The following is a 14,799-nucleotide window of genomic DNA, read 5'->3' on the forward strand; positions in this document are numbered from 1 at the left end:
CTACCCCTTCTTCTGAACAGAGCCCTTATGGCCCTTAAATGTACGAGTTGGTGCAAATTCACCAAGCTTGTAACCAATGTGGTTCTCTGATACATGCACAGGAACGAATTTACGTCCATCATGAACATTTAATGTGAAACCAACCATATCAGGTGTAACCATTGATCTTCTTGACCAAGTTTTGATAGGTTTTTTATTGTTTTCAGCTTTTGCTTTAACAATTTTCTTCATTAAATGGTCATCAACAAATGGACCTTTTTTTAGTGAACGAGCCATATTATCCTACCCTTTTAGCATTTGGTTTACGACGAGTAATAATTAACTTATCACTTGCTTTCTTACGACGAGTTTTAGCACCCTTCGTTGGTTTACCCCATGGAGTAACTGGATGTCGACCTGAGTTCGTTTTACCTTCACCACCACCATGCGGGTGATCAATTGGATTCATTGCTGAACCACGAGTTTGTGGACGAATACCTAAGTGACGTTGACGACCAGCTTTAGCGATAACAATGTTACCAAACTCTTCGTTTCCAACACTTCCAACAGTAGCTAAACACTCACCTAAAACTAAACGCATTTCAGATGAAGGCATTCTTAATGATACATATCTACCATCACGACCCATAATCTGAGCAGAAGTTCCAGCAGCACGACACATTTGTCCGCCTTTACCAGTTTTAATCTCGATATTATGAATTAAAGTACCCACTGGGATATTTTTAAGTTTCATAGTATTACCAGCTTTAACATCAAGACCATCATCTGCTGACATAATTGAATCGCCAACATTTAAACCTTTCGGTTGAAGGATATAACGTTTTTCGCCATCAGCATAGTTTAAAAGTGCAATTCTACAGTTACGGTATGGATCATACTCGATAGCTGCTACAGTTGCAGGAATATTAAACTTATTTCTTTTGAAATCAACAATACGGTAAAGTTTCTTAGCACCAGCTTGACGGTGACGAGATGTGATACGACCATTGTTATTACGTCCAGCAGTAGTTGGAAGTTTAATTAGTAATGAACGAACACTTGCTTTTGCAGTGATATCAGAACTATCAACATTTGTATAAAAACGACGAGACGGAGTTATCGGTCTATAAGTTTTAATTGCCATGTTATACCGCCAAACTTTCTATTTGTGCACCCTCAGGTAAAGTAACATAAAACTTTTTAAAGTCATTTTGTTTACCTTTTACACCACGGAATGTTTTACGCTTTCCGCTTTGATTCAATGAGTTAATGTTACTTGGAATAATTCCAAAATACTCACGAAAAACCTCTTTAAGACCTGTTTTAGTCATACGAGGAGATGTTTGTACAACGATAATACCATCTTCTTGCATTCCTAGAGTCTTCTCTGTATAAAGAATAGATTTAATATCTGTAATATCTGCCATCTACTTAGCCTCACTTACTAGAGCTTCAAATACTGCTTTTTCGATCACTAGTGAACGATAATTAGCAGCTAAAAAAGCGTTTAATTCATTAGATTCAACAACGTAAGTAGCTTGAATATTTTCAAAAGCTAAGAATGTTGGCTCATCTAATAATGATTTAACAAAAAGAGTATCTCTTTGGTTTAGTAATTTGAACATTGCCATTGCATCTTTAGTTTTACCAGATGCGATTTCAATAGAATCAACTACAAAAAGAGTACCATTTTGTGCATGCTCATTTAAAGCAAAGTTTAAAGCTAATTTCTTTTGCTTTTTATTTACTTTTAAATCGTAGTTACGGTTGTTTTGAGGACCAAAAGCTTTACCACCACCTACGAATATAGGAGAACGTCTTGAACCCGCACGAGCACGACCGCCACCTTTTTGAGCCCATGGTTTTTTACCACCACCACGTACATCACTTCTACCTTTAGCAATCGCTGTATTTGCACGTTGTGCAGCTTGAGCAGATTTTACATAAAGATAAAGGTTATGAGGATTAATACCAGAGAAAGACTCTGGTAATGCTAACTCAGATGCTTTTTCCATTTTTTCATTTAAAACGATTGCACTCATTACTTAGCTACCTTTACACGACCTAAAGCACCGTTAGCACCAGATACAGAACCTAAAACCGCAATGATTTTATTTTCAGCATCGTAAGAAACGATCTCATTTTTAACACTTATTTGTGTATTTCCGTAATGTCCTGGCATTTTCTTACCTTTCATTACACGACCTGGCCACTCAGCATTACCGATTGAACCTGTTCTACGACCAAATCTATGACCGTGTGAAGCTGGTCCACCACTAAAATTCCAACGTTTCATTGCACCAGCAAAACCACGACCTTTAGTGTTAAAACTAGATCTAACTACACTAGCTTCTGCTAATGGAGCGATATCTAAATCACCAGCCTCAGTATTTGCAACTTCAAGTGTTGCGAAACGATTAAATTCAGCAGGAAGGCTATACTTCTTTTGCTGACCTTCAATTGCTTTGTTCATTTTTTTACCGCTATTGTAAGCAACAATTGCAGTACCTTCTTCCACTTCACATACTTTTTGATCAAGTACTCTTAAAAGAGTAACAGGTTTACTTGGCACAGTGATAGTACGGCTCATACCGATTTTTTCAACAATATATTCCACGACCTACTCCTACTTATCCATAGAGCGAACTTCAACATCCACTTCTGGTGCAAGATCAAGCTTCATTAATGAATCAACAGTTTCAGGTGTAGCTGAAACGATGTCAATCATTCTACCGTGCATACGAATTTCAAATTGCTCACGCGCTTTTTTGTTAACGTGAACTGATTTAAGAACTGTATATTTACGAATCTTTGTTGGTAAAGGTATCGGTCCACGAATTTGTGCACCTGTACGCTTTACAGCCTCTACGATTGACGCTACTGATCTATCTAATACACGATGATCGTAAGCTTTCAATTTTAAACGAATTTTTTCCATGTTTTTCCTTCTAAAGAACTCGTTGGATCCCTGCCCAACTATTTAAGGGAACGGAATTGTATCCAAAGCAGTGCTTTTATTCAAGGATTTAGGGTCTAAAAGATGAAAAACTATTAAATTTATTTCCTTTTAATAAGGAAATGATAAAATACTATAGACTAAATTTTAGGAATTTTATGCAAACTTTACTTGAAGAATTTTATAAAACTGATTTATATATAGATAAATTTCATGATAGAAAGATATCTTTAGGTGAAGAGAGTTATCAGATAAATGGAGTATCACAAAGTGGAAAGACAAAATTGGTTAAGCATTATCTCCTTGGCTTAAAAAAAAATACCTATTTGTATATTAATTGTAATGACATTAGAATTGATATCGATGAACTTAACAATAGTCTGTCTAAGTTTTGTATACAAAACAAAATAGATGTACTTGTTTTAGATAACTATCTCCAAGTAATTACTTTTGTGAATGTTTCCCAACTCATTATTACATCTACACTTCACCATCCAGTTGATATTCTACAAACTATACGTCTTTATCCCCTTGATTATGAAGAGTTTTTAGCGTATGAACATAAATATGACTCAAGTGCACTCAATCACTTTTTCCAACTTGGTGGATTTCCATCTATGCACAAGGTACATTCTGATCTGCGTCATCTTTATATCCAAGAGACATTACTTAACGCACTTGATAATGTAGAATTTGACATACTTAAGTTCTGTACAAAAATGATGTCACAAAAAATTTCTGCTTTTACAATATATGAGAGATTAAAAAGCATTAGAAAAATTTCCAAAGATAAACTTTATAAATCATTTGATGCACTTGTAGAAAAAAACTATATACATACTTTAGAGAAATTTGAACATTCTCGTGCAACAAAAAAAATCTACCTTTGCGATATATCTTTAAAAGCTGCATTGACAACAGATAAACATTTTGGAAGATTATTTGAAAACATGGTTTACTTGGAATTATTGAAATCTGATGTTACATGTTACTATGATGAACAGATAGAATTTTATATGCCACATCTGAATGAAATCATTCTTTGTATGCCATTTTCAGATGAAAGAGCTTTGTTTAAAAAAATAGAACAAATAGAAGCTTTTATATTTACACATAGTATAGAAAAGATTACAGCTATTACAATGAATACAGAAGGAAGTATCTCCCATCCACTTTCAAGTGTAGAAATGCTTCCTTTTGATATTTGGGCTTTGGGAGATTAGGCTCCACCGCTCAGTTTTTGTTTTACTTCATCAGTAGCCATAGATATATTCCAAGCTGGTTCCCATACAACTTCTACGCTAATATTTTCAACAGCTACGCACTCTCTCATTACTGCTTCTTCAACCCACTGAACTATCATTTGATGCAAAGGACATGCTTTTGTACTTAATGTCATGATAACTGTAGCATCACCTTTTTCATCACACATTGCATCATAAATTAAACCCATCTCAACTAGATTGAATCCAACCTCTGGATCATTCACTGTTGATACCGCTTTAAATAATTCTTCTTTTGTAACCATTTTTATCTCCATTATTTATAATTAATCATATATATTAAATCTTTTAACATAAAGATACTTCCTAATGTTAAAAAACTAATACCCGCTTTAAAAACATCATTATTAGTGAAAAATATTCCAAAAGCTGTTACTACTACACCTAAAGCACTAAAAATAAACTGAACCTTTGCACTTCTTAGAGGTACCATATCTGCTAGCATCGGAACTTTTTCTTTCCCTATTAAAGGTGAAAACCTTTCATACCAAACCAAAAAAGGAACTATTTTATAGAGATGTCCATTTATGATAAAAGTTATATACCCTAAAAAAATAACCCAAGCCATACTCATGAGTAGATTTGTACTTGGTATCAGAAGATAAATCACTCCCATAATTAAGCCAATAAATAAGCTTGCATACGAGAATAAAAGTGAATACAGATAGATATCTTTATCTAAACGTACTCTTGTTTTATAGATGATATAAACCTGATAAAAGTATAATCCTAATGAAGATATAGTTAAGATATAACCTATATACTCTAAAACCTCACTCTTTAGTATTGCAGAAAACATAACTGATAAAACTGCTATGCTAATTACTCCAACTGCTATCTTTACCGGTTTCCATGTAAAACTATGTGAAAGCCAAAACATAGGTAAAAGAACTAAACTCATCCCCATTATTGTGATGCCTACATAACCAATCAGTACTAAGTAGATATGTGCTTTAAGTAGATTTGCTATATCAACATCAATCACTCCAGCATAAGCCAGCGCCATGAGTATTCCAAAAATTAAACCAAGAAATAAAAAACTATTTGCTACCACAACAGTTGTCATAACAAGATTTAATTTCTTTACTTTTTTTATTGTTAGGAAAGTCTCTAAGACAAAAATGAGTAAGGATATTAGTACAACTACCCCTCCATATGGGAGTAAAGCTACATTATCAAGAAAACCATATCCCATAAGAAGTGTACCAATCATGAGTAAAGGATATATGATGTAGTAAAGATCCACCGCAAAATGTCCTACCTCTAAGACTACCGGCACTAACTGAGCCATAGCTCCAAATATTACCATCATGACAAAGCCTAATAAAAAGACATGTACCCATGAAAGTGTAGATGCATCTGCGCTACCGAGTTGTGTGATATCAAATCCAAATAATAGAACCACACTCACAACAAAAAAACTAACGCCTATAATAAAATAAGGTGCTATAAGTTTAAATGGTGGTGCGAAATCTTGTGAGACAGCCATTAGTTAGTACATCCACCGCCGCCAGCGCATCCTGTATCATCAAAGTCTGTAGCCTCATCATTCTTAGTTTTTTTTGTAAAAGTAATCTTAAATTTACCACCTTCCATGTCTTCTACTTTGAAGTTAAAATCTGCTTCTATTTTTGGGAATAGTCCCATAGGTGCTTTAGCATTAATCATTATTAATAATTCATTACCTGACAACATTTGTAAGCCTGACATTGCATTAATCATAGGCTCAGGATGTCCGCAACTACTACTATCAAATTGATATACTACTTTACCGTCTTTATCATACTTGTAAAAAGGAACTGTAGCTCCATTCACTTCTACTTCTTGTGCATTCTCTGGAATTAAATTCATGTTTTCATACCTTTTATTTTAATTACTATAAGATTATCGGAATTGAAATAAATTCTCTCTTACTGTAATAATATACTTGAAAAATTTAATCTAAGTTAGCACGACAGAATTTCTAATTTAAAACGAAAGATGTAAAATGTAAAAATATATGTATAATTTTACAAATATAAAAGGAAAATATATATGTTATGTGGAATTGATGAAGCTGGTCGAGGACCTATTGCTGGAGATTTAGTGATAGCTGGATGTATCTTACATACCTTAGTAGAAGGATTGAATGATTCTAAAAAGCTTACTGAGAAAAAACGTGAGACACTGTTTGAAAAAATAGTTATAAACTCATCCTACCATATTGTAAAATTTTCCCCTAAACAGATCGATGATGATGGTATCTCAAAATGTTTAGCATCTGGTTTGAGAGAGATAATGAAAAATCTAAAATCTGAAGAATACCTTTTTGATGGGAACACAACATTTGGGGTTGAGGGACTCGCTACAATGGTAAAGGCTGACACTAAAGTAGCTGAAGTTAGCGCAGCTTCAATCCTTGCAAAAGTAACCCATGATAGAAATATAGTTCTAGAGTCTAAAAAATATCCAGTATATCATTTTGAAAAACATAAAGGATATGGAACTAAGTTACATATTGAAATGATAAAAAAACATGGCTACTGCGATATTCACCGAAGAAGCTATAAGTTAAAAGCTCTTGAAGCAACTCTCTTTGATTAAATTCTTTAAGGTTTACTCTTCCCTGTATTTTGAAATTCCACATGGTTGATTAGGTGTTGGAGGATTCTCTTTTAAATATGTAAGATCTTCTTTTGTTTGATCTAAAACTCTTTTTTGTTGTAAAATTGGAAGCATTAAATTATCTTTTTCATTGAGAGGTATATCCCAATTTAAAAGTATTTTTTGTACTTCATCATCTAGCTCTTTCAGGGCATTTTCTATATGTTTAATTGAATTCATAATGAGAGTATAACAAAAATTTAGAATAATTTGGGTATAATCCCGTTCTCTAAGTCCGAATGGGCTTTAGTGAGAATAATACGCAAGGATACATCGATGCCAAAAATGAAATCGGTAAAAGGCGCTACTAAGCGTTTTAAAGTGAAGAAGAACGGTCAGATTAAACGTGGTAAAGCGTTTAGAAGCCATATTCTAACTAAACAAGATGCACAAACTCGTCGTGAGCAAAACGGTCCAGCCGTAATTGCTAAAGCTGACGCAGCAAACATCAAGGCTATGATTAACTAGAAATAGTTACATCATTCATCTCCAATTTAAATAAATAAATTGGGCAAGTCCATGAAAAATGGCACCTTAAGCACACAAAGTGACTGGGTAAAGAAAAAAGGAAAGAAATGCCAAGAGTTAAGACAGGTACTGTTCGTAGAAAAAGACATAAGAGAATATTAAAATTAGCAAAAGGTTTCTATAGTGGTCGTCGTAAACACTTCAGAAAAGCTAAGGAACAAATTGAACGTTCATGGGTATATGCTCATAGAGATCGTAAGCAAAAGAAACGTGACTTCCGTAAATTATGGATCGTTCGTATCAATGCAGCGGCTCGTTTAAATGGAATGAATTATTCAACTTTCATGAACGGCGTTCACAAATCTGGCATCGAGCTTGACCGTAAAATTCTTGCTGATATGGCGATGAATGACGCAGCAGCATTTAGTGCAGTTGTTGAAGCATCAAAAGCAGCATTAGCAGCATAAGTTTTTAGACCTTTTTAGGTCTTTAGCTTTGCTCTATCTTATTTAAAAACACCACACTATTTCCCTTCGAATTATAATAAATCCCTAAAGAATTTTTTCTCGATACAAAAACACCTCTACCATTGAAAGTAGCAGAGTTTCTAAATATCTCACTTAGTATTTGTGTATCAAAACCTTTTCCTTCATCTGTAATTTGAGTAACAATATACCAAGAAGAATAGTGTTTCACTTTATTGATTTTTACGTTTATTTTTTTATTGCATATTTGTTCTTTTTCTTTTAAAGTTTCAAAATAAATATCATCTTCAAGTAGACGATGTTTAAATCCTGCATCTATCCCGAGGTTTCCGTGCTCATACGCATTCATAAGTAGTTCTGTAAATACAAGTCCTGCATTATCATTTAGAGATTGATTTTGAGATATACTTTTCCAAATATTTTCATACCATAGGCCCGCAACTTCCAGTGCATTCATACTGCTAGAGAATGATTTATTTGCTACATCTATACTACTTGGGATCAGCTTATGAATATATATTAAACTAATGTCATCTTCTTGAGTAGTAATTTTTTCAAAAAAACTATTTTTTAAATCTTCTCGAGTAAAGGAATGTAAAAAATCATTTTCAATAAAATCTGAATATGGTTTAGAATCATGGATAGTCTCATTTTCTACAATCCCATCACTATAAATAAGAAACTTTTTTATTTCACTTATATCATAACTATCTATGTTAAATGTATCCTGCCATTTTGAAAGTGGTGAATTATTTGATTTAACTCTAACAAGCTCTGAGTCATTATTTTCCATTAGTAGTACAGGCATAGCAAACTTTGCATAATAAAGTATTTTTTCCTCATCATTGATATGTATATAATCAATGGAAATGGCTTCCTCATCTAAAAGAACTGGCTTTATATATTCCATTGTCTCATGAACCAATATTGCCAAATCAAAACTATCTAGTACTATCATTTTGTCTATCATATGATTTACAAAAGATGTCATTATCATGGCTGTTAGTGATGCTGAGAGACCCTTACCCATACCATCAACCATCAAATAAAATGTACTATGCTCATCAATACGTCTTGCACAATAAGCATCACCACTCATAACATCTAAAGGCTGGTACAAAAAGTCCAAAAGGTAAATAGCTTGAGAATCAAGCATCTGATAATAAAAGTCATTACGTAAGATGTTTAGTTCTTTAGATAGGCCTAAATCTTCTTGGTAGGAGGTATACACTTCTTTTGCTTTTTGTTTTCTCAAAACGTTATTTGCTATACGTAATTTAGCAGCATTTTGGAGCTGTTTAACTACCTCTTCATACTCAATAGGTTTTTTAGCAAAACCATTAATATCTAACTTTATTGCTTCTAGCATAATGGCAATATTTTCAATAGTAGAGACTAAAATAATAGGGATATTTGTATCTTGCATTCTAATTTTCTTTATCATCCCGAGACCATCTAGTTTTGGCATAGAATAATCAGAAATAATGATATCGATATCTTCATCCATAAATTTTCGATAACCTTCTTCTCCATCATGAGCACAAATTATTTCTTTGACTAAGTCTTCAAAAATGGAACTGTATAAAAGCTGTGTAGTTTTGTTGTCCTCAACACATAGGAGTGTTAAGGTCTTTAAATATTGAAGGGTTTCTAAATCTTGTATTTCATTTTTCATTAAATTTTGAATTTAGATAATTCACTAGTTAAGATAGCTGCATCATTTGAAAGTGTTTTAGCGACTCTTTCAACTTCTTGTCTATGTATAATATTCTTTTGGGAAATCTCAATCACTTCATCCATATTTGAGATAAGTGCTTTTGTCTTTGTTGCGATATATGTACTCTGATGCATAACATCCGCCGATTTCTCAGTTGTTAAAACAAGATTAGCTTTTGTATCTTCTGAGGCAGAAATTAGCTCTTGTGCAGAATTTGAAATGTTATTCATATTCTCAGATGTATGATTTGTCTCTTGGGCTATCTCCGTAACATTTTGTGAGATTAAGTTTACGTTTGCACCAATTTCACCTAAAGACTTTTGAGTTCTCTCGGCAAGCTTTCTGACCTCATCTGCAACAACTGCAAATCCACGTCCATGTTCACCAGCGCGAGCTGCTTCAATCGCTGCATTTAGTGCAAGAAGATTCGTTTGATCAGCAATATCTCCAATAATAGAAAGCACTTCTTTAATGTTTTTTGCCTGTTCTGTCAGTGATGAAACCTTGTGTACTAACTCATGTTGGCGTTCACTTCCATCTTCGATGTCAATAACAACAGCCTCAAGTTTTTTGACAAATGTACCTAAAACTACACCTGTATGTTCCAAGTCTTCTGATACGGTTATAGAATCATGTTCAACCGTATCTAACCTTTCTCCAACCTCGGTCACGAGTATATTAATATTTTTAACTCTTTCGTCAGCTACTTTACCATTCTCGGAGAGCTTAGTAACAACCTCATTTAAACTCTGACTTTCACTAGATGTAGTCATTGCAACAGATTGAGAACTAGTCACACTATCTTTAAAGGCAATTATCATATCATTGAGTGCCCATGAAATATGTGAGATTTCATCTCTTCCTTCTACGACTACATTATGTGTTAAATCAAGTTCACTCGATACAAACTTAATTTTCTCTAAAGAATCACTAACACTATTGTTAATACCACGACTTACCAGGAACAATATCGCTGAAAGAAATATTGCAAAACTTGCGTACCCTGCAACAGTAATTAATGCTTTATTTTTTGAACTCGATACAAGTTCATTCAATAACTCTGTATTTTGCTTTGCTAAAGTATCATCAATTTTCTTTAAAAGGTTAATCTTTTTTGTAATTGTTTCAAACCATACAACACTATCAACTTCAAAACCACCTATGCTCGCTTTAGATATCGCAATGGAGCGCATACTATTTACTTCTGTAACTACCGGCGAATCCATCGTATTTTTATAAAGTTCAATTGCTTCTTCGCTTGCCATGCTTAAAAATGAATCCATAAATGCATCTTGTTTTGCAGTAAGGTTGATGAACTTAGCAAACATTCCATTTCCAAATTTATCTGCTGCAAAAGTTGCACTTAAAACTGCACGTTCAATTCCCGCCCTTTCTTTTGATTTTAAAAAGTTTGTGTACGCGTCAAGTGACTTTACCAACTCCGAAGTATTTGCAAGTTTTGCAGTAAGTGATACAATATTTAGTATTTTCGCATTCATTTTCGTATAGTACGTTACTTCATCTTTTACACTAATACTTAAGGTGTCAATTTGAGATCTTATACTATGAATTCTACCCATATCATCTCTAAAATTAGAAATTTCTTTTTGTAATTCACTGGAGAATGTACTTAAATCTAAACTTTTAATATATCCATCCAAGTCAGTATTCTTCCCTGCTGTTAGTATTCTTTGTTTGGGAAGAATATCTGAGAATTTTTTTCCTTTTGAACCTAGAAATCCCGCACTAGCGCCTCTTTCTTTTTGTGTCTCATGAATCAATAAACTTAATTTTTGAGAGAGTACATTGAGCTCATATACTTGTATAATCGCGCGTCGCTCAGATAAGGCATCCAATATCGTAAAAAATATAATCAAAACTGAAAATATAACTACAAGTACATTGATAAGGGTTAATTTAGCTTTGATTGATTGGAGCATTCTATACCTTTAGTGCGTTAAATGTTTTACTAAGATGTAAGTCATCTAATAATTCCATTAATTGAGGATTACCTATTTTCATTTCTAAGCGTATCTTATCTTTTAATACTAACTTATTAAAATATCCTATAACAGAAGAAGTGATAGATATGGAGTCTTTTAATTCAACAATTATCGTGCTATTGGATCCCTTTAATGCATCCAGCGAGTTTTTAATATTTTGATGATCACTTATACTTTTAATATTACCTGTAATTGTTACAGTATTTGAAGAAGTTACAATTTCCATTTTGAGTCCTTAGATAAAATATTTACTATCTACCTCATTAGTGTAGTACTAAGATAGTTAAAGTTAACTAAAACTGTTTAAGTTTTCCACCCATTCTTTCATTTTTTTCTCATAACCAATACTTTTAAATTCTATAAACTTCATTTTTTTTGTAAGATATTTTTGCTTTACATACCCACCGAAGTCATGAGGATATAAATATCCATTGGCATTATTTTTTAGAGGCTCTGGAATTTCCAACATAACTCCACTTTTTACAACATTTATTGCTTCATTAATGGCCAAATATGAAGAGTTGGATTTTGGTGAAGCACAAAGGTAAGCTACTGCTTGTGCTAAGATAATTCTTGCCTCTGGAAAACCTATTTTACTCACACTTGTCATTGCAGATGTTGTAAGTGTTAATGCTTGAGGATTTGCATTTCCTATGTCTTCACTAGCAAGAATGACAAGTCTTCGTGCAATAAAATCAGCACTTTCTCCACCCTCGATAAGACGAGCTAAATAATACATCCCAGCGTCAGCATCAGAACCCCGAATAGATTTAATCATCGCAGAGATCAAATCATAATGAACCCCTGCTTCACTACTCCCTGCACTTATAGCATTAGGACGTAAGGATTTCAATAAGTCTACAGTGATATGCGTATCAATATTAGAGCAAAACTCTAATAGTTTAAGCATTGCCCTTGCATCTCCTGAAGAACTCCTCACAAGATACTCTCTTGCATCTTCTTCTAAAGTTATCTCACTCTTGTCTTTGGCTAAATCTACAAGCCTATCAAGTGCTTCATTGTTAATATTTTTCAATTCAAAAAGCATAGACCGAGAACGAATAGCAGAAGTAAGTGAGAAGAAAGGATTTTCGGTTGACGCACCAATGATAAGAACAGCATTATTTTCCATTACTGGAAGTAAGACTTCTTGTTGGTTTTTTGCTAAACGGTGAACTTCATCTATAAATATGAGAGGTTTTTCTAAAGCATTTTTATATTGTTCAAATATCTTGCGTAGTTGTTCTATTTTTAGTGAAGTAGCGTTAAATTCATAAAATGGTAAGTCCATTGAGGAAGCAATAATTCTAGCAAGTGATGTTTTACCTACACCTGCTGGACCATAGAAAAAACTATGCCCTAAGGCTTTCTTCTCACAAAGAATGCGAAGTGGTGAAGTTGGTAAACTTAGATGATCTTGTCCAACAAAAGCATCAAAAGTTTTAGGTCGTAAAGCTGAAGTGAAATCCACGTTAATTTCTACTTTCTTCTTGGATCTTTTTGTGTCTTACCTATTTCTCTTTGCTCTTTTTCATCTGCTTTTAAAAATGTAAATAAAGCTGAGTATTCACTTCGTGTTAAAAATCTTGTTTTACCCGTTGGTAAATTATTTAACTCAATCTCTGCAAATGAAACTCTTTTTAAATCTGCTACTTCAGCCCCAAAGTGTGCAAAAAATCTTCTAATCTCACGATTTTTACCTTCAGAAATAGCTATTTTTAAAATTGAATAGTTATGTTCACTCTTTTGAATTTTATACCCTATAAATGGTGCAAATGTCATACTTGTTACAGTAGAGTGAGAATGGCCACCAGCAGTTGCATCTGCTAATTCTAAACCATTCATCATGCCAGCTTCCATCTCAGGTGTTACTAAACCTTTGATTTTCACCTTATATATTCTCTCTAATCCAGAGTTCATTAGTGCTGTTGCAACCTTTGAGGCATCTGTTAAAAGAAGCACTCCCTCAGTTGCATAATCTAAACGTCCTACTGGAATAAAATGCTTATACTTTGCATCTAAACCATCATAGATAGTACGTCTATCTCTTGGGTCATTCTTCGTTACAAGTTCACCCTTTGGTTTGTTATATACAATCACTGTATATTTATCTCTATGGGCCACTTGTTTTCCACTTACATAAACGATTACTTCTTTTTCATCGACTTGTGTAGCGGGGTTAATTTGGATTTCACCATCTACTCTTACAAATCCATCTTGGATCGCTTTATCTGCTTCTCTTCTTGAGTAGCTTGAGTGGTGCGCTACATATTTGTTTAATCTCATCATTGTTATGATATACCTTTTTCTATCAGCGTATGTATATGTAGTACGCCTTTAATTCTTTTTTCTGTATCTGTAATTACTAAAAGTTGTATCTTTTTCTCTTCCACTATTACAAGTGCATCACTTGCTAACATATCTTCATCTGTACACGTCATTGGACTGTGTGTAGCGTATTGTAAGACATTATCTTCAATGGAAAAATTATCTTGAAGGAGTGCTCTACGAATATCTCCATCACTTACAAGTGCTACGAGTTTATCGTCTTTGTCTATCACTAAAACAGTTCCTAAACGACCCTCAGAAATACTCATAATTGCATCTTTTACTTTTGCATCTTCACCAACAACGGGAATATTTTCACTTTGCATAAGGTTTGAGACTTTAACAAAAAGCTGTTTTCCTAAAGCTCCACCTGGGTGGAAAGAAGCAAAGTCACTCTTTTTAAAGTCTCTTGCTTTCATCAAACAAACTGCAAGGGCATCGCCAAGTGCTAAAGTTAAAGTAGTTGAACTTGTAGGAGCAATGTCAAGTGGACATGCTTCTTTTTCAACTACTACGTCTATCACTAAATCAGAATGCTTACCTAAAGAAGACTCTCTATTTCTAGTCATCCCAATAAGTGGAGTTCCAAAGCGTTTTATATGAGGAAGTATCGAGCTTAACTCTTCGCTTTCACCACTATAGCTGATTGCAATTACCACATCGTTTGGACTTATCATACCTAAGTCGCCGTGTAAGGCTTCTGTTGGATGAAGAAAAAAACTTGGCGTTCCTGTTGAAGCAAAAGTAGCTGCCATCTTTGCACCGATTAGACCTGACTTACCAACACCTGTGATAACAAGCTTACCGCTACATTCTAAAATCATAGTAACTGCTTTCTCAAAAACATCATTCATGTTCTTTGCAGCGCTTAAAAGAGTTTGTGCTTCTATGTTAAGAGTTTCTTGTGCAATACTTTTATAATTCATAAGGAGATTAT

Annotated in this window: 20 protein-coding genes; 4 read left to right on the plus strand and 16 right to left on the minus strand. The window is 33.7% G+C overall.

Annotation, left to right across the window (positions count from 1 at the left end; translation table 11 throughout):
• The 6 genes from rpsS to rpsJ are packed head-to-tail and all read right to left on the minus strand — an operon-like array spanning nucleotide 1 to nucleotide 2,917.
• Complete coding sequence (gene rpsS / locus ACI9TV_RS02195) at nucleotides 1–276, minus strand: 30S ribosomal protein S19 (RefSeq protein WP_415249123.1); 276 nt, start codon at nucleotides 274–276, stop codon at nucleotides 1–3.
• A gap of 1 nt (nucleotide 277) precedes the next feature.
• Nucleotides 278–1,123, minus strand: a complete 846-nt coding sequence (gene rplB / locus ACI9TV_RS02200; RefSeq protein ID WP_415249124.1) for a 50S ribosomal protein L2 — start codon at nucleotides 1,121–1,123, stop codon at nucleotides 278–280.
• 1 nt (nucleotide 1,124) lies between these two features.
• Nucleotides 1,125–1,406, minus strand: coding sequence for a 50S ribosomal protein L23 (locus ACI9TV_RS02205; RefSeq protein WP_415249125.1), 282 nt, complete (start codon nucleotides 1,404–1,406; stop codon nucleotides 1,125–1,127).
• Complete coding sequence (rplD, locus tag ACI9TV_RS02210; RefSeq protein ID WP_415249126.1) at nucleotides 1,407–2,021, minus strand: 50S ribosomal protein L4; 615 nt, start codon at nucleotides 2,019–2,021, stop codon at nucleotides 1,407–1,409.
• A complete protein-coding gene (rplC, locus tag ACI9TV_RS02215; protein ID WP_415249127.1) occupies nucleotides 2,021–2,596 on the minus strand; it encodes a 50S ribosomal protein L3 in 576 nt (191 codons plus the stop codon). Before rplC ends, rplD begins: the two co-directional genes overlap by 1 nt.
• Before the next feature lie 9 nt (nucleotides 2,597–2,605).
• Nucleotides 2,606–2,917 carry a 30S ribosomal protein S10 gene (gene rpsJ, locus ACI9TV_RS02220; protein WP_415249128.1) on the minus strand — a complete coding sequence of 104 codons (312 nt, stop codon included), beginning with the start codon at nucleotides 2,915–2,917 and terminating at the stop codon, nucleotides 2,606–2,608.
• 176 nt (nucleotides 2,918–3,093) lie between these two features.
• On the opposite strand from rpsJ, the gene ACI9TV_RS02225 reads away from it, so the two are divergent.
• Complete coding sequence (locus tag ACI9TV_RS02225; protein ID WP_415249129.1) at nucleotides 3,094–4,158, plus strand: ATP-binding protein; 1,065 nt, start codon at nucleotides 3,094–3,096, stop codon at nucleotides 4,156–4,158.
• On the opposite strand, the gene ACI9TV_RS02230 is transcribed toward ACI9TV_RS02225, so the two are convergent.
• The 3 genes from ACI9TV_RS02230 to ACI9TV_RS02240 are packed head-to-tail and all read right to left on the minus strand — an operon-like array spanning nucleotide 4,155 to nucleotide 6,069.
• A complete protein-coding gene (locus ACI9TV_RS02230; protein ID WP_415249130.1) occupies nucleotides 4,155–4,463 on the minus strand; it encodes a metal-sulfur cluster assembly factor in 309 nt (102 codons plus the stop codon). The genes ACI9TV_RS02225 and ACI9TV_RS02230 overlap by 4 nt on opposite strands.
• A gap of 11 nt (nucleotides 4,464–4,474) precedes the next feature.
• The gene (locus ACI9TV_RS02235; RefSeq protein WP_415249131.1) at nucleotides 4,475–5,707 is read right to left on the minus strand and encodes a hypothetical protein; all 1,233 of its coding nucleotides are present in this window, start codon (nucleotides 5,705–5,707) and stop codon (nucleotides 4,475–4,477) included.
• A complete protein-coding gene (locus ACI9TV_RS02240) occupies nucleotides 5,707–6,069 on the minus strand; it encodes a hypothetical protein (protein ID WP_415249132.1) in 363 nt (120 codons plus the stop codon). The genes ACI9TV_RS02235 and ACI9TV_RS02240 overlap by 1 nt, the downstream gene beginning before the upstream one ends.
• Before the next feature lie 183 nt (nucleotides 6,070–6,252).
• Here ACI9TV_RS02240 and ACI9TV_RS02245 point away from each other — a divergent pair, with 183 nt between their 5' ends.
• Nucleotides 6,253–6,801, plus strand: coding sequence for a ribonuclease HII (locus ACI9TV_RS02245; protein WP_415249133.1), 549 nt, complete (start codon nucleotides 6,253–6,255; stop codon nucleotides 6,799–6,801).
• Between the two features lie 12 nt (nucleotides 6,802–6,813).
• Here the strand turns inward: ACI9TV_RS02245 and ACI9TV_RS02250 are convergent, their stop codons facing one another.
• Nucleotides 6,814–7,041, minus strand: a complete 228-nt coding sequence (locus ACI9TV_RS02250) for a hypothetical protein (RefSeq protein WP_415249134.1) — start codon at nucleotides 7,039–7,041, stop codon at nucleotides 6,814–6,816.
• Nucleotides 7,042–7,137: 96 nt separating this feature from the next.
• Here ACI9TV_RS02250 and rpmI point away from each other — a divergent pair, with 96 nt between their 5' ends.
• Both rpmI and rplT read left to right on the plus strand, forming a co-directional pair.
• A complete protein-coding gene (gene rpmI, locus ACI9TV_RS02255; protein ID WP_415249135.1) occupies nucleotides 7,138–7,329 on the plus strand; it encodes a 50S ribosomal protein L35 in 192 nt (63 codons plus the stop codon).
• A gap of 107 nt (nucleotides 7,330–7,436) precedes the next feature.
• Nucleotides 7,437–7,796, plus strand: a complete 360-nt coding sequence (rplT, locus tag ACI9TV_RS02260) for a 50S ribosomal protein L20 (RefSeq protein WP_415249136.1) — start codon at nucleotides 7,437–7,439, stop codon at nucleotides 7,794–7,796.
• 22 nt (nucleotides 7,797–7,818) lie between these two features.
• Here the strand turns inward: rplT and ACI9TV_RS02265 are convergent, their stop codons facing one another.
• From ACI9TV_RS02265 to ACI9TV_RS02290, 6 genes are all read right to left on the minus strand, one after another.
• Nucleotides 7,819–9,489 carry a response regulator gene (locus ACI9TV_RS02265; RefSeq protein ID WP_415249137.1) on the minus strand — a complete coding sequence of 557 codons (1,671 nt, stop codon included), beginning with the start codon at nucleotides 9,487–9,489 and terminating at the stop codon, nucleotides 7,819–7,821.
• Entirely contained in the window at nucleotides 9,489–11,471 is a 1,983-nt protein-coding gene (locus tag ACI9TV_RS02270) for a nitrate- and nitrite sensing domain-containing protein (RefSeq protein WP_415249138.1), read from the minus strand. The genes ACI9TV_RS02265 and ACI9TV_RS02270 overlap by 1 nt, the downstream gene beginning before the upstream one ends.
• Before the next feature lies 1 nt (nucleotide 11,472).
• Nucleotides 11,473–11,760: a hypothetical protein gene (locus ACI9TV_RS02275; protein ID WP_415249139.1), complete on the minus strand. Its 288-nt coding sequence runs from the start codon at nucleotides 11,758–11,760 to the stop codon at nucleotides 11,473–11,475.
• Nucleotides 11,761–11,823: 63 nt separating this feature from the next.
• Nucleotides 11,824–13,005 (minus strand): replication-associated recombination protein A, encoded by a 1,182-nt coding sequence (locus ACI9TV_RS02280; RefSeq protein WP_415249140.1) that lies wholly within the window; start codon nucleotides 13,003–13,005, stop codon nucleotides 11,824–11,826.
• An 8-nt stretch (nucleotides 13,006–13,013) separates the two neighbouring features.
• Nucleotides 13,014–13,823, minus strand: a complete 810-nt coding sequence (locus ACI9TV_RS02285) for a pseudouridine synthase (RefSeq protein WP_415249141.1) — start codon at nucleotides 13,821–13,823, stop codon at nucleotides 13,014–13,016.
• Nucleotides 13,824–13,825: 2 nt separating this feature from the next.
• Entirely contained in the window at nucleotides 13,826–14,788 is a 963-nt protein-coding gene (locus tag ACI9TV_RS02290) for a KpsF/GutQ family sugar-phosphate isomerase (protein WP_415249142.1), read from the minus strand.
• Nucleotides 14,789–14,799: the final 11 nt, after the last annotated feature.

The sequence above is a fragment of the Sulfurimonas sp. genome (assembly GCF_047622445.1).
In the GTDB taxonomy this organism is placed as follows: domain Bacteria; phylum Campylobacterota; class Campylobacteria; order Campylobacterales; family Sulfurimonadaceae; genus Sulfurimonas.

Excerpts from the sequence above, each read along its gene's own strand:
- rpsS (WP_415249123.1), bottom strand. The coding sequence starts at position 276 with ATGGCTCGTTCACTAAAAAAAGGTCCATTTGTTGATGACCATTTAATG.
- rplB (WP_415249124.1), bottom strand. The coding sequence starts at position 1,123 with ATGGCAATTAAAACTTATAGACCGATAACTCCGTCTCGTCGTTTTTAT.
- ACI9TV_RS02205 (WP_415249125.1), bottom strand. The coding sequence starts at position 1,406 with ATGGCAGATATTACAGATATTAAATCTATTCTTTATACAGAGAAGACT.
- rplD (WP_415249126.1), bottom strand. The coding sequence starts at position 2,021 with ATGAGTGCAATCGTTTTAAATGAAAAAATGGAAAAAGCATCTGAGTTA.
- rpsJ (WP_415249128.1), bottom strand. The coding sequence starts at position 2,917 with ATGGAAAAAATTCGTTTAAAATTGAAAGCTTACGATCATCGTGTATTA.
- ACI9TV_RS02225 (WP_415249129.1), top strand. The coding sequence starts at position 3,094 with ATGCAAACTTTACTTGAAGAATTTTATAAAACTGATTTATATATAGAT.
- ACI9TV_RS02230 (WP_415249130.1), bottom strand. The coding sequence starts at position 4,463 with ATGGTTACAAAAGAAGAATTATTTAAAGCGGTATCAACAGTGAATGAT.
- ACI9TV_RS02235 (WP_415249131.1), bottom strand. The coding sequence starts at position 5,707 with ATGGCTGTCTCACAAGATTTCGCACCACCATTTAAACTTATAGCACCT.
- ACI9TV_RS02240 (WP_415249132.1), bottom strand. The coding sequence starts at position 6,069 with ATGAATTTAATTCCAGAGAATGCACAAGAAGTAGAAGTGAATGGAGCT.
- ACI9TV_RS02245 (WP_415249133.1), top strand. The coding sequence starts at position 6,253 with ATGTTATGTGGAATTGATGAAGCTGGTCGAGGACCTATTGCTGGAGAT.
- ACI9TV_RS02250 (WP_415249134.1), bottom strand. The coding sequence starts at position 7,041 with ATGAATTCAATTAAACATATAGAAAATGCCCTGAAAGAGCTAGATGAT.
- rpmI (WP_415249135.1), top strand. The coding sequence starts at position 7,138 with ATGCCAAAAATGAAATCGGTAAAAGGCGCTACTAAGCGTTTTAAAGTG.
- rplT (WP_415249136.1), top strand. The coding sequence starts at position 7,437 with ATGCCAAGAGTTAAGACAGGTACTGTTCGTAGAAAAAGACATAAGAGA.
- ACI9TV_RS02265 (WP_415249137.1), bottom strand. The coding sequence starts at position 9,489 with ATGAAAAATGAAATACAAGATTTAGAAACCCTTCAATATTTAAAGACC.
- ACI9TV_RS02270 (WP_415249138.1), bottom strand. The coding sequence starts at position 11,471 with ATGCTCCAATCAATCAAAGCTAAATTAACCCTTATCAATGTACTTGTA.
- ACI9TV_RS02275 (WP_415249139.1), bottom strand. The coding sequence starts at position 11,760 with ATGGAAATTGTAACTTCTTCAAATACTGTAACAATTACAGGTAATATT.
- ACI9TV_RS02285 (WP_415249141.1), bottom strand. The coding sequence starts at position 13,823 with ATGATGAGATTAAACAAATATGTAGCGCACCACTCAAGCTACTCAAGA.
- ACI9TV_RS02290 (WP_415249142.1), bottom strand. The coding sequence starts at position 14,788 with ATGAATTATAAAAGTATTGCACAAGAAACTCTTAACATAGAAGCACAA.